At 54.3% G+C, this 19042-nt stretch carries 15 protein-coding genes; 6 read left to right on the plus strand and 9 right to left on the minus strand.

What is annotated here, in order from left to right; translation table 11 throughout:
• Positions 1 to 118 precede the first annotated feature (118 nt).
• From MTP40_RS01975 to MTP40_RS02015, 9 genes are all read right to left on the minus strand, one after another.
• Positions 119 to 1681 carry a relaxase/mobilization nuclease domain-containing protein gene (locus tag MTP40_RS01975; RefSeq protein ID WP_249259725.1) on the minus strand — a complete coding sequence of 521 codons (1563 nt, stop codon included), beginning with the start codon at positions 1679 to 1681 and terminating at the stop codon, positions 119 to 121.
• Positions 1644 to 2090: a plasmid mobilization protein gene (locus tag MTP40_RS01980; protein ID WP_249259726.1), complete on the minus strand. Its 447-nt coding sequence runs from the start codon at positions 2088 to 2090 to the stop codon at positions 1644 to 1646. Before MTP40_RS01980 ends, MTP40_RS01975 begins: the two co-directional genes overlap by 38 nt.
• Positions 2091 to 2968: 878 nt before the next feature.
• On the minus strand, positions 2969 to 3208 hold the full coding sequence (locus MTP40_RS01985) for an HPr family phosphocarrier protein (RefSeq protein WP_015564590.1): 240 nt from the start codon (positions 3206 to 3208) through the stop codon (positions 2969 to 2971).
• 15 nt (positions 3209 to 3223) lie between these two features.
• A complete protein-coding gene (locus tag MTP40_RS01990) occupies positions 3224 to 4192 on the minus strand; it encodes a carbohydrate kinase family protein (protein WP_154252497.1) in 969 nt (322 codons plus the stop codon).
• 9 nt (positions 4193 to 4201) lie between these two features.
• On the minus strand, positions 4202 to 5584 hold the full coding sequence (locus tag MTP40_RS01995) for an MFS transporter (protein ID WP_097791229.1): 1383 nt from the start codon (positions 5582 to 5584) through the stop codon (positions 4202 to 4204).
• A 33-nt stretch (positions 5585 to 5617) separates the two neighbouring features.
• A complete protein-coding gene (locus MTP40_RS02000; RefSeq protein WP_097791228.1) occupies positions 5618 to 6010 on the minus strand; it encodes a VOC family protein in 393 nt (130 codons plus the stop codon).
• The gene (locus MTP40_RS02005) at positions 6007 to 7068 is read right to left on the minus strand and encodes an NAD(P)-dependent alcohol dehydrogenase (RefSeq protein WP_117476341.1); all 1062 of its coding nucleotides are present in this window, start codon (positions 7066 to 7068) and stop codon (positions 6007 to 6009) included. The genes MTP40_RS02000 and MTP40_RS02005 overlap by 4 nt, the downstream gene beginning before the upstream one ends.
• Before the next feature lie 185 nt (positions 7069 to 7253).
• On the minus strand, positions 7254 to 8381 hold the full coding sequence (locus MTP40_RS02010; RefSeq protein ID WP_120119684.1) for an ROK family transcriptional regulator: 1128 nt from the start codon (positions 8379 to 8381) through the stop codon (positions 7254 to 7256).
• Between the two features lie 208 nt (positions 8382 to 8589).
• A complete protein-coding gene (locus MTP40_RS02015; RefSeq protein WP_249259727.1) occupies positions 8590 to 8838 on the minus strand; it encodes a DUF6061 family protein in 249 nt (82 codons plus the stop codon).
• Positions 8839 to 9679: 841 nt separating this feature from the next.
• On the opposite strand from MTP40_RS02015, the gene MTP40_RS02020 reads away from it, so the two are divergent.
• The 6 genes from MTP40_RS02020 to MTP40_RS02045 all read left to right on the plus strand — a co-directional run bounded on the left by MTP40_RS02020 (position 9680) and on the right by MTP40_RS02045 (position 19034).
• Positions 9680 to 11662, plus strand: coding sequence for a beta-galactosidase (locus MTP40_RS02020; RefSeq protein WP_249259728.1), 1983 nt, complete (start codon positions 9680 to 9682; stop codon positions 11660 to 11662).
• A gap of 142 nt (positions 11663 to 11804) precedes the next feature.
• The gene (locus MTP40_RS02025) at positions 11805 to 12836 is read left to right on the plus strand and encodes a LacI family DNA-binding transcriptional regulator (RefSeq protein WP_207684966.1); all 1032 of its coding nucleotides are present in this window, start codon (positions 11805 to 11807) and stop codon (positions 12834 to 12836) included.
• Between the two features lie 278 nt (positions 12837 to 13114).
• The gene (locus tag MTP40_RS02030; protein WP_207684967.1) at positions 13115 to 14395 is read left to right on the plus strand and encodes an extracellular solute-binding protein; all 1281 of its coding nucleotides are present in this window, start codon (positions 13115 to 13117) and stop codon (positions 14393 to 14395) included.
• A gap of 143 nt (positions 14396 to 14538) precedes the next feature.
• A complete protein-coding gene (locus tag MTP40_RS02035; protein ID WP_249260080.1) occupies positions 14539 to 15978 on the plus strand; it encodes a carbohydrate ABC transporter permease in 1440 nt (479 codons plus the stop codon).
• Complete coding sequence (locus tag MTP40_RS02040) at positions 15975 to 16883, plus strand: sugar ABC transporter permease (protein ID WP_370569206.1); 909 nt, start codon at positions 15975 to 15977, stop codon at positions 16881 to 16883. The genes MTP40_RS02035 and MTP40_RS02040 overlap by 4 nt, the downstream gene beginning before the upstream one ends.
• 642 nt (positions 16884 to 17525) lie before the next feature.
• A complete protein-coding gene (locus MTP40_RS02045; RefSeq protein ID WP_207684968.1) occupies positions 17526 to 19034 on the plus strand; it encodes a tyrosine-type recombinase/integrase in 1509 nt (502 codons plus the stop codon).
• Positions 19035 to 19042: the final 8 nt, after the last annotated feature.

Consider the following 19042-nt stretch of genomic DNA (forward strand, 5'->3'; position numbering starts at 1 on the left):
AAAAGACAGAGGTGCTACCCTCCGGCCCAATGGGTGGGGTACAGGCGAAAGGACGAAGCCCGGTGAGGGGCGTGGGTGAGGTTGGGTTTATTCACACATCGATCCGTCAGAGTGTTGTTCATTTGACCTCCTGCTGCGGTACGGCGTGGCTGCACTCCTCCTTGCGGAAGAAGGCTTCCACGTTCTGTTGTGCGGTGCGGAGTTCACGCAGTTCGATCTGCGCTTTCTTGTAGCGGGTGTAGAACCCGTTTTTCTCCGAGGAAAGGGTCTGGTATTCGGCATCCAGCTTTTTGAGGTCCGGCAGCGTCCTGAGCCCGTTGGCCTTGAAATAGGCGCAAGCGGCCTCGTACACGGCAAGCTCTGCACGGTGCTGCTCCTTGAACTTGGCGGGATTCCGCACAGTCTGGAGCTTCTGTGCAAGAGGCTTGTACTGCCGATAGACCACAAGATGCCCGCGCAGCTCCTTGAGGGAGACCATGCGGGCATCCATGTCTTTGACCACCGTCAGTGCATCGTCGTGCTGGGTTTGCAGTTCGGCAATGCGCTGGTGCAGGGCATCTTCACTGAGCAGCTTTTTCTCCTGCAGGAGACACAAGGTCTGCGACCAGCGTTTGAGGTTGAACTTTTTCGCCCAACGCTCATAGCCGATGCCCTTGCCCGCAGCAACGTTCGCCTGAATGTCAACCAGTTTCCTGATCTTATCCGGTTTCTTCTCGCTGCTGGGCTGGATGATGGCGGCAAGCTGGATGTTCTGGGAGAGGGCGGTCAGCACCTGTTCCTTTTCCAGCTTCTTGCTCAGTTTCTTGGCGGTGATGAACTTTGTCCGACCGGGCGGGCAGTAGCTCAACCGCCCTCGGCTCTCTTTCACGGCGATGCCGTGTTCCTGCATGAGCAATGCAGAAAATTCCTCGAAGGTGGTGGTCTTGTTCAGCACAGCGTAGATCTGCTTTCGCAGCTTGTCCAGCTCGGTCTGGTAGACGGTCTGGGTGGGCTGCTGCCCTTCGGCGGCAAGTTTGGCGTTGGCATGGTCGAGGCGGCGTTGTCCGCGCCGCTGCGCCCAATACTCGCGCTCCGAAACATGGTCGCCTTGGGCTTCCAGCAAATTGATCTGGTTCAGATCGGCTTGCTTGCACATCTCCATGACAGCGACACGGAGGTGCCGGAGCATGGCAGAGGTGCAGCGGTGCTTCTTGCCCGCTTCCCAGTCGCACGGCTTGTCCATGAAGGTCTGCCGTTCCACGGTGCGGACACGCAAGCTGCCGATGACGATGTGGACGTGGATGTTCCCGGCACTGTTGTGACCGTCCGGGTGGGTGCAGACGATGGCGGGATGACCGGGGAAGTTGTCCTTGCAGAACTGCAAGCCAAGGGCTTGTGCCTTCTCCATGGTCAGGCCGTTCTCTACTGCGTCCTTCGGGTCGAAGCTCACAATGTAGTGATGGGTCTTCACGTCCTCCCGCCCGCCGTTCTTGCCGTACTTGCGGTTGGCAATCAGGCAGGCCATAGCAAACGAAGATTCGCCGCACTCAAGGGTGTCGAGCAGGTACGAATCCCGCAGCTTGGGTCTGCCCTTCTCATCCAGAATGGGCAGACCGGTGTACTCGTTGTGCTGAAAGGTGAGATAGCTTTCGGCGGCGGCATAGTTAGAGTTTTTCGAGGTCAAATGCTTGATGGTTGCCATACAGTTCACCAACCGTTTCTTCGGCTTTCAGCCGAAAGTTCGTGAGTGCGGACAGTTCCTCCAGAATCTGCGCCCGGAGCTGCTCGGTGTCTTTGCCGCCGGAGTTAAAGTGCCGTGCAAGCTGGTTGAGGTTGCTTCCCACCTTGCTGCACTGGGCAGACAAGGTAGCAAGCGCCGCCAGTGCATCCTCGCCGCCCTGCGCCACCACAACGGTGTGCTTGACGTTCACGCCGTACAGGACGCGGCGGACGAGTTCGGACTGGGTGAGGTGGAGTTCTTTGCAGGCGTATGCGATCCGCAGTTTTTCTTCTGCGGTCACCCTGACTTTGATGATGTGTGTCTTTCGTTTTCGCGGCGTGTCATTGCGGTTCTTCTTTGCGTGTACATTCGGACTTTTCATTTCAGCCATATTCGACCTCCTGTGAAAATGATAAATGCCCGCTCCGGGATGGAGAGGGCTATGTAATGCGACACGCCGCATTCGCACCAACGGTGCGAAGCTAGAGCAGGGTTTGGGGAAGGCACTCCCCAACAAGGATGACTGAGTGGACAGCAATTTTTCAAGCATTGAAAATTTGTGGCCACAGGTCGATACTTGCTTTCGCCCTTTCCGTGCAACACTGAAAATTTCAGAAGTCGAACCGCAATGCACGTTGAAAATTTTGCAGAGCAAAACGTGTGAAAAGGCAAAGCCCCTGCTCGTGGTCACCGTTCACGCCGAACGCAGTTCCTACCCCTGTTTTGCAGCGGCGTTGTCCGGCTCGCCCACAGAAAGTGTGAGGTCATGGCGCAGTATCTCGTTCAGACGGCTTATGTAAGATTCAAGGTTCAGTATGAAGAAAGCTGGGCGCAGTGCAGACACTACAGCCTGCTTCTTTCAAGCATCAGAATAACACTTTGAGGTTGTGCAGTCAACAACTAAAAACAAATTTTGGAAGATTGAACAACTACATAAGATTTTATTTGTGAAAAAGAAAAATACCGCCCATGCAGCGCAGCGATGGATTTTGTCGGGTGAATCGGCGGCAAAATGAATCGGGTGTGTTGCGGGGCGGTAAAAATCTTCATGGGGAATAAATCCTCGCCGCTCTGTACTTTTCTACAAAATTGGTGGGATTTGCGATAAAGGGCATCACGGATTGCGACGAGCGTCAAGATGGTTTTGCAAATTTTATTGCAGTAAAGCAGTGATAGTAAGACTTATACAAATCAAAACACCGCCCGATTCTGGTGAAGGAGAACCAGAATTGAACGGTGCAAATGGAAGAAGGAGAAAAGCGTAGAAAATCAGACGATGCAATCTGGGAGCAGCGCATGGAGCTGTGTCAGCAGTTCTTCGCAGGAATCGGAATAAATCACAAGGGTAAGCGGATTGCTCAGGTCGAGACTGTAAATGCCAAGCAGGGATTTGGCATCAATGGTATATCGCCCGGAGACTAAGTCCATCTCATAGGGATATTTGGACAGCAAATCTACAAAGTCCTTGACCTGATCGACCTGCCGCATTCTGATCTGTAATTTTGTCATAGGGTATCCTTTCTTTTACATCAGTGGGATAGAGGCAATGCAGTTCTGAATTTCCACCATGGAGGGCATTGCAGGGATTGCGCCGCCCTTTGTCGTGGTCAGACTGCCCGCTGCATTGCCGAAGCGGACGATTTCTTCAAGCTCAAATGCAGGGAGGGTACGCAAATCCTCCGCAGCTTTTCTCCGCAGCTGGTAGTGAATTGCGCCCATGAAAGCATCGCCTGCACCCGTCGTGTCCACGGTAGGCACATCATAGGTGGGAAGATGCCCTGCTCCCACAGCGTTCCGGTAATAAGCACCCTTTGCACCCAGCGATACCAGCACAAGAGATGGCCCCATTTCGAGCAGGGCTTGTGAGCCGCGGGCAAGGTCGCTTTCGTTTGTGATAAGCTGCATTTCTTCCTCGGAAACTTTCAGAAGATCCGCCAGCTTGACACCTTCCTGCATCTGGACAACGGCATCTGCCGGGTGCTCCCACAGAAGCGGACGGTAATTGGGGTCAAAGCTGACCAGCTTGCCCTGCTGCCGTGCATACCGCGCAGCTTCCAACGTGGCGGTGCGGCTCGGGTCGGCGGTCAGAGAGACAGAGCCGAAATGGAAGATGGCAGCATCGTCAATCAGATTCCTGTTGACTTCTGCCGAAGTCAGCATCACATCGGCACCGGGGTTCCGGTAAAAGGTAAAGGAGCGGTCTCCCTTGCTGTCAAGCTGTACGAAGGCAAGGGTCGTGGGAATCTTTTCGTCAATCACCAGACCGGACACATCAATGCTGCTTTCCACAAGGGTCTGGCGGAGAAAATCGCCAAATCCGTCTTTGCCGACTTTTCCGATGAATGCTGTTTTGCCGCCCAGACGGGCATTCATGGCAAGGACATTGGCGGGTGCACCGCCGGGATTCCGGGCAAACAATTCGATGCCCTGTGCATTGGTTCCGTTCGGGGTAAAGTCGATCAGGCTTTCTCCCAAAGCTACAACATCAAACATGGTATCACCTCAACCTGTTTTTTTAGCGTTCAGTTCGGACATAATCTGGTTATACGAACGCTTACTGATTCGGTAGAAGAACAGGACAATCGCTGTTATCAGCCACAGCACACCGGGAAGCAGCGAGAATGCATAGTGCATCGCATTCTGCACGGCAGCATTCTGCACCTGATTGGGGGCAAAACTCAATGCACTCAGCACACCAGCCAGCGCAGAGGTGCCAATCGCCATGCCCAGTTTGTTCCCCAGTGAAACGAATGCGTACTGGAAACCATCGTTGCGGACACCGGTTTTCCACTCGCCATACTCCACGCAGTCGGGAACGATGGCGTAGATGGCGGTATTGAATCCGCAGAAGAAGAACTGGGACAGTGCAGCGAATGTATAGAACGGAATGGGAGAAGAAACTGCACTGAAGAAATAGAGCGCAATCAGGGAAACGCCGGTTCCGGCAGCGAAAAGGGAAGCGGTGTGCCCTTTGTTGCCCAGCTTTTCAAACACGAAGGGGAATGCCGCAGCACCCAGAATGGAGGGAACGATCAGGATCATCGAGTAGATGGTAAACAGATTCTCGTTGCCTTCCACATATTTGAAGTAATAGAGCAGGTCGGCATTGCGGCCATACAGCGTTACACCGAACAGGAACTGACCCGCCAGTGCAATCAGGTAGGGCTTGTTCTGAAGCGCTGCATCCAACTGCTTTTTCAGTGAGACTTTTTTCCGCTCCGGGGGCTGGACGACCTCTTTGGTTTTGGCAAAACAGAACCAGTGACAGAGGGTGAAGATACCGCCGTAAAGGACGGTCACCAGAAGATATCCCCGTGCTGCATTATCACCGCCAAAAGCAGAGATCAAAGGCAGGGTGATGATGTTGATGATATTGATGGCGATCATGGCACAGACGGAGCGAGAGGTGTTGATTTTCGCACGCTCCTCGATGTTCTGGGTCAGGGTGCCGCAGAGCGTACCATAAGGGATGTTCACGCAAGTATAGCCCAGAACCAGTACACAGTAAGTAATGTACATATACAGGCTCTTAGCACTGTCTGACCATGTGGGGTGCGCCCAGAACGTCAGCACGAGCACCACAGCAGTTGCCGGCGCGCCGAACAACAGCCATGGACGGTAGCGTCCCCAGCGGGAACGGGTACGGTCGCTCAGCGAACCGATCACGGGGTCATTGATGGCATCCCAGAAGCGGGAGACCAGCATCAGGAGGGACACTGCCGCCATGCTGATGCCGCAGACATCGGTGTAAAAAATCATCAAGAAGTTGCCAACGAACATCCAGCTGAAGTTGCAGCCCACATCGCCCATGCCGTAAGCGATTTTACTGATCAGAGGGACTTTGATGTTCGTATCCTGCTGTTTCGGCTCTGCTGTGTAACTCATACGGCGCGCTCCTTTCTCCTCTTGACGCGATGCTTATAATTTCTGGCAGAACTCTATTCTCTCTTTATTCGGGCCTTCGACCATGAAAAAGCGAACACCGTTTTCCCAGAACGGCAGTGACTGGATGCTGGAATGCAGCAGGTGCATCCCTGCCTCTTTTGCCGCAGCAAAGGCGGCTTCGATATCGGTCGTTGCCAGAGCTACATGGTCGATTGCTCCGGCCTTTTCCGCCGCACGATGGTTTTCATAGGTTTCGATCATCAGATCGCCAAGCTGAAGAAACGCAACGCGCTCCCCGGCGGCTTTGTTCACCGTTTCCAGCGCAGAAACAAACCCCAGCTTCTTGTAAAATACAATGGTCTTGTCGAGATCATTTGTTGGGATGCCAATGTGCGCCACACCGGTCAGAACCTGCGGAAAACTCATACCTTCGTTGCCTCCGCAATCTTCACCACTGCTTTGACGATGTTGGCCTTGTCCGAAATGCTCTTGTCCATGGCATTCTGGATGTCGTCAAAGTCAAAGATGTTGGTCACAATGCCCTTCAGGTTGATTTTGCCGGAAGCAACGGCATCGATCGCCATGGGGTAAATGTGGCGATAACGGAACACGGTCTTGAAGGTCAGTTCCTTGTCCAGTGCAAGGCTCATAGGCAGGGTCATCTCGCCGGATTTAGAGTAACCAACCAGAACGATGTTTGCGCCCTTCTGCGCCATCTCAATGGCCTGACGGGTAGTGATTTCTGTGCCAGCAGTCTCGATAACGAGGTCGCAGCCCAGACCATCGGTCAGGTCGAGAATCGTCTGGACAGCATCCTTTTCGCGGCTGTTGATCACACCGTCTGCACCCAGTTCAAGAGCCTTATCCAGACGCTTCTGCATGATATCTACAACGTAAACACGGGAAACACCCTCGGCTTTCAGCGCCATCATGGAGACCAGACCAATGCAGCCTGCACCCATGACCACCGCAGTCTGACCGGCATGAGCACCGCCCTGATTGGCTGCGTGGAAACCAACAGCCAGAGGCTCGATCAGCGCACCTTCCATGGTGCTTACGTTGTCCGGCAGCTTGAAGCAGAGGTTTGCTTCATGGGCCACATACTCCTGAAAAACACCGTCTACCGGCGGAGTAGCGAAGAACACGACATCCGGGCAGAGGTTGTATTTGCCCTCACGGCAGAACTTGCAGTGACCGCAGGTCTTGCCCGGCTCCAGCGCAACGCGGTCGCCGACTTTCAGATGCTTGACAGCACTGCCAACTTCCACGACTGTGCCGCCCGGCTCGTGGCCCAGCACGAACGGCGGCTTGACTACATAATTGCCGATCGCACCCGTTTCATAGTAGTGCATATCGCTGCCGCAGATGCCAACGTATTCCAGCTTGACCAGAACTTCGTCCTCTTTGGGTGTGGGGATCGGGCGGGTGGTGTAGCCCATCTTGCCGATGCCGTTCATGACTGCAACTTTCATTGTGCCTTTCATAAGATGACCTCCGTTTTTGTTTGTTTATTAACTTTTATAAAGTGTTTATGAATGTGACTACAAATTAACACACCGCACAACCAAAGTCAAGCCCTTTTTCGCGGATTCGGAGAACTGCACAAGGAAAAAGCGGCGGAATTGTGCAAAAAATCGAGGACGGCAGGTGCCGTCCTCGATGGGAAGGTTTATAGGTTCTGAATGAAGGCTTCGATATGGAGCAGAGCGGCTCCCAGCGCAGAGGCTTCCAGCTTATAGCGGCTGAACTTCAGGTAGGAACTGTCCGGCTCAAACGTATTACGCTCGACCAGCATTTCCCGGAGCGGTTCGCCAAACTCTGCCAGAAATCCGCCAACGTAGCCGCCAACAATTACATCACAGTCGAAGGTCATGCGCAGATTATTGACTGCTACAGCAAGGTAAGAAAGGTATTCATTCCATGCCGTTTGCAAAGCTGCATCGCCAGAGCGCAACCCATCAAAGAATAGTGCAAGATTTCCGTCAGTCAGTCGGGAGAGGACTTTTGCAGAGCAATAGGCATCCAGACAGCCCTTTTTTCCGCAGTAGCAGGGGCGGCCATCGGGAACGAGCGTGTTGTGCCCGAACTCTCCGGCACGAAGATGGTCGCCGCCATAGAGCGCTCCACCGGTCAGAATCGCACCACCGACACTGTTGCTCAGAGAAAGGTAGACAAGGCTGCGGGGGGATTCGAGGTCGCGCACTTCAGCAAGTCCGGCAGCGTTCGCGTCATTGATGAACCGGCAGGAGAACGGGATGTAACGGCTGAATTCTTCGGTAGGAACATTCCGCAGACCCAAGGCATGAGAGTAAACCAATGTCTGCCCCTCTTTGTCCAGAATACCGGGCAGCGAAATGCCGACACCCAGAATTTTTTCCACCGGGTAGCCCTCTTTTTCGATCAGCCCCTGCACGATTCCGGCAAGCATTTCCGCATAGGTGTCCGACCGCTCATAAAGACGCTTTTTACGCTCATAGCGGAGAAGGTTACCGGACAGATCGACCAGAACTGCTCCGACATGATTCTGGGTAATCTCCAGTCCGACCGCAAGTCTGGCATCCCGTACAGGAGCGAATGCTCTCGCCTTGCGCCCGCCGGTGGATTCAAAGGTGCCGACCTCCTGCACCAGTCCCATCGCCATCAGTTCTTTGACATTCTGCAATACGGTCGGCCAGCTGTTGTTGACTTTTGCCGCAAGCTCCGGCTGCGAGATTCGGTCGCAGGAAAAAATGCTGCGAATCGTTCGGATGCGGTTGATTTTTTTAACATCGCGGTTATTTGCTCCGCTGCCGGTCATGGGCTCACTCACCTCCAAGAGCAGATTCAACATTTGAAAGAAGATTTATAAAGCTCTTTCTTATTATAGAGAATCTGGAGAGATTCTGCAAGGGAAACATTTACAAAAAAGCGTTAGCCGAAAAGAGCGAGTTGCTTATGGATAAGAAGCGATGCTACCAGCTTATGGCAAACCATAGGTCGGTGGGCACCGTGTTCTTTATAGGGACTTAATCTTCCAGCCTGCCGTGCTCACAGCCAAGCGAGAGATAGTGTTCCATCTCGCCACTCAGCACAAGCTGTGCATATTCCAGTGGTTTGTTGTACAGCAGCCAGTCTAGTTCTGCCCGCTGTGCAGGGGTGTTGCCGTACTCGTCCTCCACGGCGATGCAGTCGATGGCAAGAGTGGTGCCATCCTCGAACCGAGCTTCCACCCGGTTGGTGTCCATATTGAAGCGGCAGGAAAGCAGTTTGTTCATGGTGAACCTCATTTCTATATCAAACGGTGTCTGTTCGGATGTCCTAAACCCTGCCATAAAACCGGTGGTTGATTTGTCCATTGGGCTTTGTTTTGCCCGTCTGCACATTTTTGCACACTTTTTGCACACCTGAATAGCTGGATAACGGTTGCAAAGTATTACACTGTATGCAAACAATGCGGTGTGTGCAAAGGCGTGTTTTGCGATGATGCGATAAAAATAATGCTTCTTCGAACTTTTGAAATTTGACGAATGATGCACCTTGGATTCTTTTAATCAGAGGGCCAGGGATTCGAGTTCCCTCGAGCGCACCAAAATCCCACGAAGAATCGTAAGATTCCTCGTGGGATTTTCTTTTTATTCTCAAGCTGCACGGTCTCTGCACGGTTTTTGCACACCGGCGGGAAAGCCGTGTTTTTCCTTGCATTGTCTGCATTCTGTGCATCGTGGCGGAACTTGTCGGGCCTCGCCCCGACAAGCTCAGTGGAATTTGTGACAGAGAGTGTCAAGGTTTACAAGGTGCGTCAAGATGGTTTTGCAAATTTTATTGTGATAAAGCGGTGATCGTAGGACTTATAGCATGGCGTTCAAGTGCTTTCCCGTTCAATCAATGTATTTCTGCATTTTGACAACCTGCCTATAAATCCCACATGAACGTTGTGGAATCTTCCAAAGCATCCATGGATGGTTTCTTGTTACGCATCAAACGTTCAGCTTATTACAACGAAATTCCATATAGCTGCATTGCATCTTGCGGAGGTTCTTGCTATACTTTGTATCGAACGTCACTTTATCCGATAAAAATGTTGCGCAATTTGCGCAACCAAAGGAGGCCGCTATCATGCAGCAGCTCAGATTACTTCATGGCGGAGACTACAACCCGGAACAGTGGCTGGACCGGCCCGATATTCTGGCGCAGGACATCGAACTGATGAAAAAGGCACACGTTAATACTGTGACGCTGGGTGTGTTCTCATGGTCCACGTTGGAACCGCAGGAGGGGGTATTTGAGCTGGATTGGCTGGCTGACATCATCCATAACCTGTATGCCAATGGAATCTATACGATCCTTGCAACGCCCAGTGCGGCCCGCCCTGCTTGGATGGCACACAAATACCCCGAGGTGCGCCGAGTCCGGGCAGACCGGGTCCGGGAGCTGTACAACCGGCGGCAGAATTACTGCTATACATCGCCGGTCTACCGGGAAAAAGTCCGCATTATCGACCAGAAGCTGGCACAGCGGTTCGGCAATGACCCGGCTGTCCTGCTCTGGCATATTTCCAACGAGATGAGCGGCGACTGCCATTGCGAGCTGTGTCAGGCTGCGTTCCGCCGCTGGCTCAAGGCACGGTACAACTCTTTGGAAGCCTTGAACAAGGCGTGGAACGCCCGGTTCTGGAGTCACGACTATACCACTTGGGAACAAATCGAAAGCCCTGCCCCGCAGGGGGAAAATGCCGTGCAGGGTCTTGCGCTGGACTGGAAGCGCTTTGTCAGTGACCGGCATATTGATTTTTTGAAATTTGAGCGTGATACCGTGAAAGAATTTGCGCCGGTTGCAAAGTTCACCGTGAATATGATGTACCGGTTTGATGGCATCGACTATTTCAAAATGTCCAAGGAGATCGACGTGGCCAGTTGGGACAACTACCCCACATGGCACAAGCCCAGCGAAACGGTGGAAGAAACGGCGTTGGATACGGCCCTGATGCACGACCTGTATTACTCCATGAAGGGCAGGCCCTTCCTGCTGATGGAATCCAGCCCCAGCTTTACCAACTGGCAGCCGATCTCCAAACAGAAGCGCCCCGGCATTGCGGAGCTTGCGGCTCTGCAGACGGTTGCACATGGTTCGGACAGTGTGCTTTACTTCCAGTGGCGGGCCAGCCGGGGTGCGGAAGAAAAGCTCCACGGTGCAGTCATTGGCCACGATGGGCGGGAGGATGCCCGCCCCTTCCGGGAAACAGTCGGTGTGGGCCAAAAGCTGGAAGTGCTCTCAGAGATTGCAACAGTCTGCCGCACAAAACAGGCAGCGATCGTCCACGATTGGGAAAACAAGTGGGCATTGGAAGGTTCCTGCGGCCCTCGAAATGCCGGGATGGGCTACTGGGACGAGCTGAAGCTGCACTACAATGCTCTTGCGCGGGAAGGCATTGCGGTGGAGTTCGTGAATCAGGAATCCGACCTGACGGGTTATGGTCTGGTCGTTGTTCCGATGGTTTATTTGCTGACCGATGCCTTTGCCCAAAAACTCTGTGATTTTGCGCAGAATGGCGGTACGGTCGTGGTTACATACTGGACCGGTGTGGTGGATGAAAGCGATTTGTGCCGTCTGGGTGACACGCCCTACGGCTTGACCGACCTGCTGGGCCTGCGCCGCACTGAGATCGACGGAATGTATGACGGCGAAACCCGCCGCTGCACCCCGATGGACGATTCCACTTTGCCGGAAACGCAGGCTTCGGTCCTATGCGAGGTCGCAAGTCTGAACGGCACAGACCCTGCCACACCGCTGAGCGTCTATGCCGAGGACTATTATGCAAACTGCCCGGCGGTGGCTGTCCACTCCTACGGGGAGGGCCGTGCCTATTATCTGGCAAGCCGGTTCGATGAAGCGTTCTATCGCGCATTTTATCGTGCCGCTGTAAAGGAAGTCGGCCTGAACCCGGCCTGGCCGGAGGCACTGCCGGACGGCGTTCTGGCCGCGCGGCGCGGTACGTTCGTCTTTGTACAGAACTGCAATGAACATCCGGTTGAAGTAGGCGGTGTTGCGCTGAACCGTTACGGAACGGCCGTCTGGAAAAACGGCGAGCAGGTTCTGTAAAAAGTAAAAGTTTCCCCTTTGAGCGTTCTGCCGAAAAAGCAGAACGCTTTTTGTTTGCTTTCATACTTGACAAAGCGGGCTTACCCCGGTATGCTGGGGTGGCGCATTGTTGCGCAGTTCTGTGAAAAGGAGAGGATATCCTGTGGCTGCAAAGGAAACCGAAAAAATGACGATCGAGCAGGTGGCTGATGCGCTTGGCGTTTCTAAAACAACGGTATCGCGTGCACTTTCCGGAAAGGGACGCATCAGCGAGGAGACCCGCACCAAGGTGTACGCCTATATGGGGCGTACCCGCTCCGAGCCTATTTCTGCACAGAGCGGCGAAAAACTGCGCACCAACAATATTGCCATGGTCGTACCGCAGCGGTTTATTGCGCTGGATCTGCCCTTTTTGCGCAAGTGCATGGGCGGCATCTGCACCATGGCAGACCAGCGCGGCTATGACCTGATGCTTTGCTACGCCTCCAACACCGAGTATTCACAGCTGCAGCGGCAGCTGGCCAACCACAAGGTGGACGGCGTGATCCTGACCTACGCCATGGCGGATGATCCCTGCATCGAACTTTTGCGGCAATACAAGACACCTTTTGTGCTCATCGGACGCAGCGAGGACAAGACCATCCCGCAGGCAGACAACGATCAGGTCGCGGCTGCCTGCGAGATGACACGCATCCTTTTGCAGCTGGGCGCCAAGCGGATCGCGCTGCTGGTGGGCAGTACCATCTACGCCGTCAACACCGACCGCATACGCGGTTATCTGCGTGGATTCGCGGAATTTGGTGTGCCAGTAGACCAGCGGCTCGTTCATTCCGGTGTGGAATCTGCCGGGCAGACGCTCGATGCACTGGAGGCTGCGCTGGAGCAGAAGGCAGATTGCATCCTTTGCGGCGATGATGAGATCGCCTTTGAGGTCATGCGGGAGCTGCGGACGCGGCATATCCTCGTGCCCAACGATCTGCGAGTGGCCAGCCTGTACGACAGTTCCATGCTTGCCAGCATCACGCCCTCAGTCTCGGCGGTACAGTACGATGCAGAGCAGCTGGGTAAGACCGCCTGCCGGATGCTGCTGGACCGGCTGGCCGGAAAAGAGATCGTCATGCGGCAGCTGGAAGGCCATCAGGTCATCCTGCGGGATTCTACCAAGTGGAGGGAACGCTCCCACAGCATCAAATAACGCGCTTTTTGTGCCTGCTCCTTTCCCGGAGCGGGCATTTTTGCTCTTTGCATGGCAAAGGTTGCGCTAAAGTTGCGCACTTTTGCCCATGTATCCTGATTTTACCGTCACTTTTTCCAGTTTCGACTCAACAATACCGTGAATTTCGTCCATTGACGTGAGCAAAAGAATGCGGTATCCTATGGGTACAGAAAAACAGCTGCTTGGATGCGCGCAACTTATAAGCGCAACAAAGAGCAGTCGAAGATTTCAGATTGAGAACGAAGGAGAACTGGATCATGAAAAAGCTGATTTCCCGCCGTAACTTCCTTGCAGCCATGGGTACGATGGCTGCTGCCGGTGTGCTGACCGCCTGCGGCGGTTCTTCCTCTGGCACTGCTTCCTCTGCTGCCGCTTCCAGTACGGCTGCCTCTGCTGCGGAGAGCTGGGGTGATGTGAAGCTGACCATGTGGGGCGCAGAAGAGGATCAGACCATGCTGCGCGAGATGGCAGATGCTTTCATCGAGCAGAATGCAGATAAGGGCAACGTGACCATCGAAATCGGCGTGCAGTCCGAGTCCAGCGCAAAGGACACTGTTCTGGCCGACCCGGAGTCTGCCGCAGACGTTTTCGCCTTTGCCGATGACCAGCTGAACGAGCTGGTGAACGCCGGTGCGCTGCAGGAGGTTCTGCTGAACCCGGACGACGTGAAGAGCCGCAACCTGCCTGGCTCTGTGAGTGCTGCCACCATGAACGACAAGCTTTACGCCTACCCCATGACCGCCGACAACGGCTACTTCCTGTACTATGATGCAAGCGTTCTGAGCGCCGAGGACGTGCAGAGCATGGACACCATGCTGGAAAAGGCTGCAGCTGCCGGCAAAAAGTTTATGATGAGCGTGAACGACGCATGGTACATTTACAGCTTCTACGCCGGTGCCGGTCTGGTGGCTACGCTGGCAGATGACGGTATCAACACCGTCTGCAACTGGAACGAGGCTCCCGGCGCAGACGTAACGCAGGCCATTCTGGATATCGCCGTAAACCCCGGCTTCAAGTCCGGTGCGGATGCCGACATTGTTTCCGCCATCAAGGACGGCAGCTGCTGCGCCGCTATCTCCGGCACATGGAACGCCAGCACCGCCGAGGAGGCTTGGGGCGAGGGCTACGCCGCCACCAAGCTGCCAACCTACACCCTGAACGGCGAGCAGGTCCAGATGGGCTCCTTCTCCGGCTACAAGCTGGTGGGCGTCAACCCCCACAGCGCCAACGTGGGCGTTGCCATGATGCTGGCCGACTTCATCACCAACGAGGACAACCAGATCAAGCGCTTCAACGACCGCAAGCTGGGCCCCTCTAACATCAACGCAAACTCCACCGAGGCTGTGCAGTCCGCACCCGCCATTGCCGCACTGGCTGAGCAGAGCTCCTACGCTACCCTGCAGCGGGTAGGCGCAAACTACTGGAGCTCCGCCGCAAGTCTGGGCGAGATCCTCGCCTCCGGCGACACGCAGGGCAAGACCACGCAGCAGCTGATGGATGACGCTGTGGCCGGCATCACCGCACCTGTGGCACAGTAAGTTCCGGTTTTTCCCGGCGGGCACGCAGCAGAATGCGGTGTGCCCGCTTTTTATCGCAATACAAGAAATCGGCGTCAACCTAACATCCTGTTTGCTATAACCCCCTCTGTATACCAAGAAAGGAGTTGACTTCTGTGGCAGAAATGGTCCTTACACCACCCTTGCGGGCAGATGGCCGGGAGCCGAATTTCCTTCAGAAGTTCGGTCACGCATTTGTTCACGGAGATATTTTTACAAAGCTGTCCCTCTTTGTCTGGGGTCTGGGCTACATTGGCCACGGCCATCTTATCAAGGCACTGCTGGTAACGCTGGTGCAGGGGCTGGGACTGTATTTTCTGGGTACTTCCGGCATTCCTGCGCTGAAAAAGTTCGGCACGTTGGGCACGGTGCAGATGGAGATGCAGTTCAACCCCCTTACCTTAAAGAACGAGGTCAACAACTACGACAACTCGTTTGCCATCCTGCTGCTCAGCGTGATCGCACTGGTGGTCATTGTAACGCTGATCGCTGCTGCCATGCTGGTGGTGCAGAGCAATTACGCGTTACAGGCGCAGAAGGCCGCTGGCAAAAAGCCCAACAATTTCCGGCAGGATATCACCTTGTACCTGAACGAAAAGTTCTACGTTACCCTGCTCACCCTTCCGGTGCTGGGTGTGGTGGTGTTCACCATCATCCCGCTGTTCATTTTGATCGCTGTTGCCTTTACCAACTACGATCAGCAGCATATGCCTCCCGCCGCCCTGTTTACATGGGTGGGGCTGGCTAACTTTGCTTCTCTGTTTGGCGGGCAGTCGCTGAGCCTGACCTTCAGCTACGCCTTTGGCCGGGTGCTCAGCTGGACGTTGGTGTGGGCCTTCTTTGCCACCTTCACCAACTTCTTCGGCGGCGTATTTCTGGCCATGCTCATCAACAATAAAAAGACCAAGTGCCAAAAGCTCTGGCGCACATTGTTCATCATCACCATTGCGGTGCCGCAGTTCGTCACCCTGCTGCTGGTGCGCAACTTCTTCTCGGACGCCGGCATCTTCAACACCATGATGGCCAATGCAGGCGTGACCGATTTTTTAAAGGCCATCGGTCTGCTGGGGCAGAACATGAACCACATTCCCTTCCTGACCGACCAGCACTGGGCAAAGTTCATGATCATCCTCATCAACATCTGGGTGGGCGTGCCCTACCAGATGCTCATTGCCACCGGTGTGCTGATGAACATTCCCACCGATATGCTGGAAGCCTCCACTATCGACGGTGCCTCGCCGTGGCAGAGCTTCATCCACATCAAGCTGCCCTATCTGTTCAGTGTGCAGGGGCCGGCGCTGGTAACGGATTTTGTGCGCAACGTCAACAATTTTAACGTCATCTACCTGCTCACACAGGACGTTTATATCACCAAGGATCAGGCGCTGGCTTCCTCCAGCGCAAAAGAGGTGGACCTGCTGGTCACATGGCTGTTCCGCCTGACGCAGGAGCAGTACAACTACAAGATGGCCGCCGTCATTGGCATTATGGTGTTCATCATCTGTGCCGTGTTCACGCTGGTATGCTTCCGGTTCCTCAATAAAAAGGAGGCGACGTTCTCTTGACACAGACAACTGTTTCTCCGGCACGCCGGGCAGAGACCGCAGCGCAGCTGCGCCGCGGGCGTATCCTCCGCACAGTCCGCAGCATCCTGCGGCATCTGCTGCTGGCCCTGCTGTCAGCTATCTGGCTGGTACCCATTCTGTGGCTTCTGGTCACTTCCTTCTCCACAGACCGGGGCATCAATGTGCGACAGTTCTTCCCGGCCAGTTACACACTGCGCAACTATGTCAACATTCTGTTCCACCCGGACTCTGTGGCGCAGTTCCCGCGCTGGTTTACCAACACCCTTGTGGTGGCCTGTTTCAACTGCGTTATCTCCACCTGCTTTGTGCTGATGGTAGCCTACGCGCTGAGCTGCTGCCGCTTCAAGGGGCGCAAGCTGATCCAGAACCTTTCTGTCAGCGTCAACCTGTTCCCCGGCGTGCTGGCAATGATCGCCGTCTATTTCGTCCTGAAATATCTGAATCTGACCAACTCCTATGCCGGTCTTATCATGGTCTATGCCGGTTCGTCCGGTCTGGGCTATCTGATCTGCAAGGGCTTCTTTGATACCATCCCCATCTCCCTGCGGGAAGCCGCCAAGCTGGACGGCGCATCCGATGCCCGTGTGTTCTTTCAGGTCGTTCTGCCCATGTCCAAGCCGATCCTGGTCTATACCATCATCAGCTCTTTCATGGTTCCATGGACCGATTTCGTGATGGCAAAAATGATCCTGAATTCGGGCGTCTCTGCCGACTGGACAGTGGCTATCGGTCTGTATAATATGCTGCAAAAGACCCTGATCAACAATTACTTTGCGCTTTTCTGTGCAGGCGGTGTGCTGGTGTCTATCCCCATCTCCATTCTGTTTGTCATCATGCAGAAGTTCTACGTCGAGGGCATCACCTCCGGCGCGGACAAGGGTTAACACGTTATTCTCTTTCTCCTTCACCATAAAAGCAATCCCCACAGTCCTTTTTGTGGCTGTGGGGATTTTTTTCTCAATGGCGGCAGGAAAGCAGTTTGTTCATGGTGAACCTCATTTCTATATCAAACGGTGTCTGTTCGGATGTCCTAAACCTTGCCATAAAACCAGTGGTTGATTTGTCCATTGGGCTTTGTTTTGCCCGTCTGCACATTTTTGCACGCTTTTTGCACACCTGAATAGCTGGATAACGGTTGCAAAGCATTACACTGTATGCAAATAATGCGGTGTGTGCAAAGGCGTGTTTTACGATGATACGATAAAAATAGCGCTTCTTCGAACTTTTGGAATTTGACGAATGATGCACCTTGGATTCTTTTAATCAGAGAGCCAGGGATTCGAGTTCCCTCGAGCGCACCAAAGGAAAACCCACGATTCACCGTTTCAAATGCGGCTTGGATCGTGGGTTTCTTTTTGTTATATCCGCCCGGCGGGGCTTGAAAAGTGCGACAGAAATGCGACAGCTTCAAAGGGGCTTTGTGCGCATACCGGAGCACCTGCCGGAGGATTTAATTAAAAATGAATGACGTGGGGGCATCTGGCGGGCTGAGGGGACTCTAAACTGTTCTGAACCCTTATCCCACTATGGCCAGCGTGAAAAACGCCGCCGCACGGTTCAACGTGACACCCGAATATGTCCGCAAGCTCTGCCGAACGGGCAAGATCTGCTATACGGCCATCTCAAGCCGAAAGTGGTTGGTCAACATGGACACGCTGGCCCAGTTCTTCGCACAGGGAGAGCCGGTCAGAGAGGATTCGCAGCAGGTCACGAACGGCCTCGTGCTGGACTCAGACATGCTGCTGGATGACCTGATCGACCGCTGGTTTGAGGAATACGCCAACAAGCAGCTGAAGGCCAAGACGCTCTACGATTATAGAAGGATGCGTGGCCGGATCAGCGCCGGACTCGGGCATCTCAAGGTGTCCAAGATCAAGCCGGCGCATGTGATGGCGTTCTACAACAATCTGGAGGAGAGGGGAGTCCGCCGGGACAGTACCTACACTGCCACGAAAGCCCTTCTGAACCTGCTCCCGCGTGGAACTCGGGGTGAACTGGCGAAAAAGGCCGGGATCGGTCAGGACACCATGCGGATGGTCTATGCGGGTAAGAGTGTGAGCCGAAAGACGGCGGAAAAGGTGTCCGCTGCAGTGGGGCTGGCCTTCTCAAAGGCGTTTGTGGAGCATACCAAAAAGGACGGGAAGCTGAACAACAACAGCGTCATTCGATACCAGGCCATGCTCTCCAGCATCTTTAAGAAAGGGGTTCAGTGGGGGTTGATCAACGAAAATCCGTGCTCCCGTGCAGAACACCCCAAAGCCGAGGAAATCGATGTTCGGGTGCTGACCGAGGAAGAGATCCCAAAGCTGTTGGATGCCCTCTTGGATGCACCGCCGCAGTACAGCGTGATCACTCAGCTGGCCTTGCTGCTTGGTGCCCGGCGGGGTGAGATCTGTGCCCTTCGCTGGTCGGACATTGACTTTGAGAAGGGGACGCTTTCCATCAAGCGGACAGTCCAGTCCATCCCCGGGATATGCCTTGTGTTCAATGCACCGAAAACCAGACGAGGCAAGAGATGCCTGCGCATAGGAGCGGATTGCGTGGAACTGCTGCAGGAGTACCGGCGATACCAAAAAGTAGAGAGGTTCCGGATCGGCTCAGTGTGGGTGCGCAAGGTCACACTGGAAAATGGCAAAGTGGTGGATAACGATATGCTATTCACGAAATGGAATGGAGAGCCGATGGACCCGGATATCATCTCGTCCTGGTTTCCGAAGTTTCTGGAAGCACACGATCTCCCATCAATTCACTTCCACAGCCTCCGCCATTCGAATGTCAGCATCCTGATTGCGGCACATGTACCGATCACAACGGTCTCCGGGCGGCTTGGACATGCACAGACCTCAACCACGCTGAACTACTATGCATCGGCCCTCCAACTCGGCACACATCTTCTCCACAAGGAAGGGGTCGTCCGTGCAATCGGCAGGCTTGTCCTTGGTGGTCAGGATATGAGCAGCCTTGTGGAGCGTTTCGGTTTCACTGCAAAAGGCCCCACACACCGGCACTGGTCGGCATGCAGGGCGTATTTATGATTTGAGGG

The organism is Faecalibacterium sp. IP-3-29 (assembly GCF_023347335.1).
Classification (GTDB): Bacteria; Bacillota; Clostridia; order Oscillospirales; family Ruminococcaceae; genus Faecalibacterium; species Faecalibacterium duncaniae.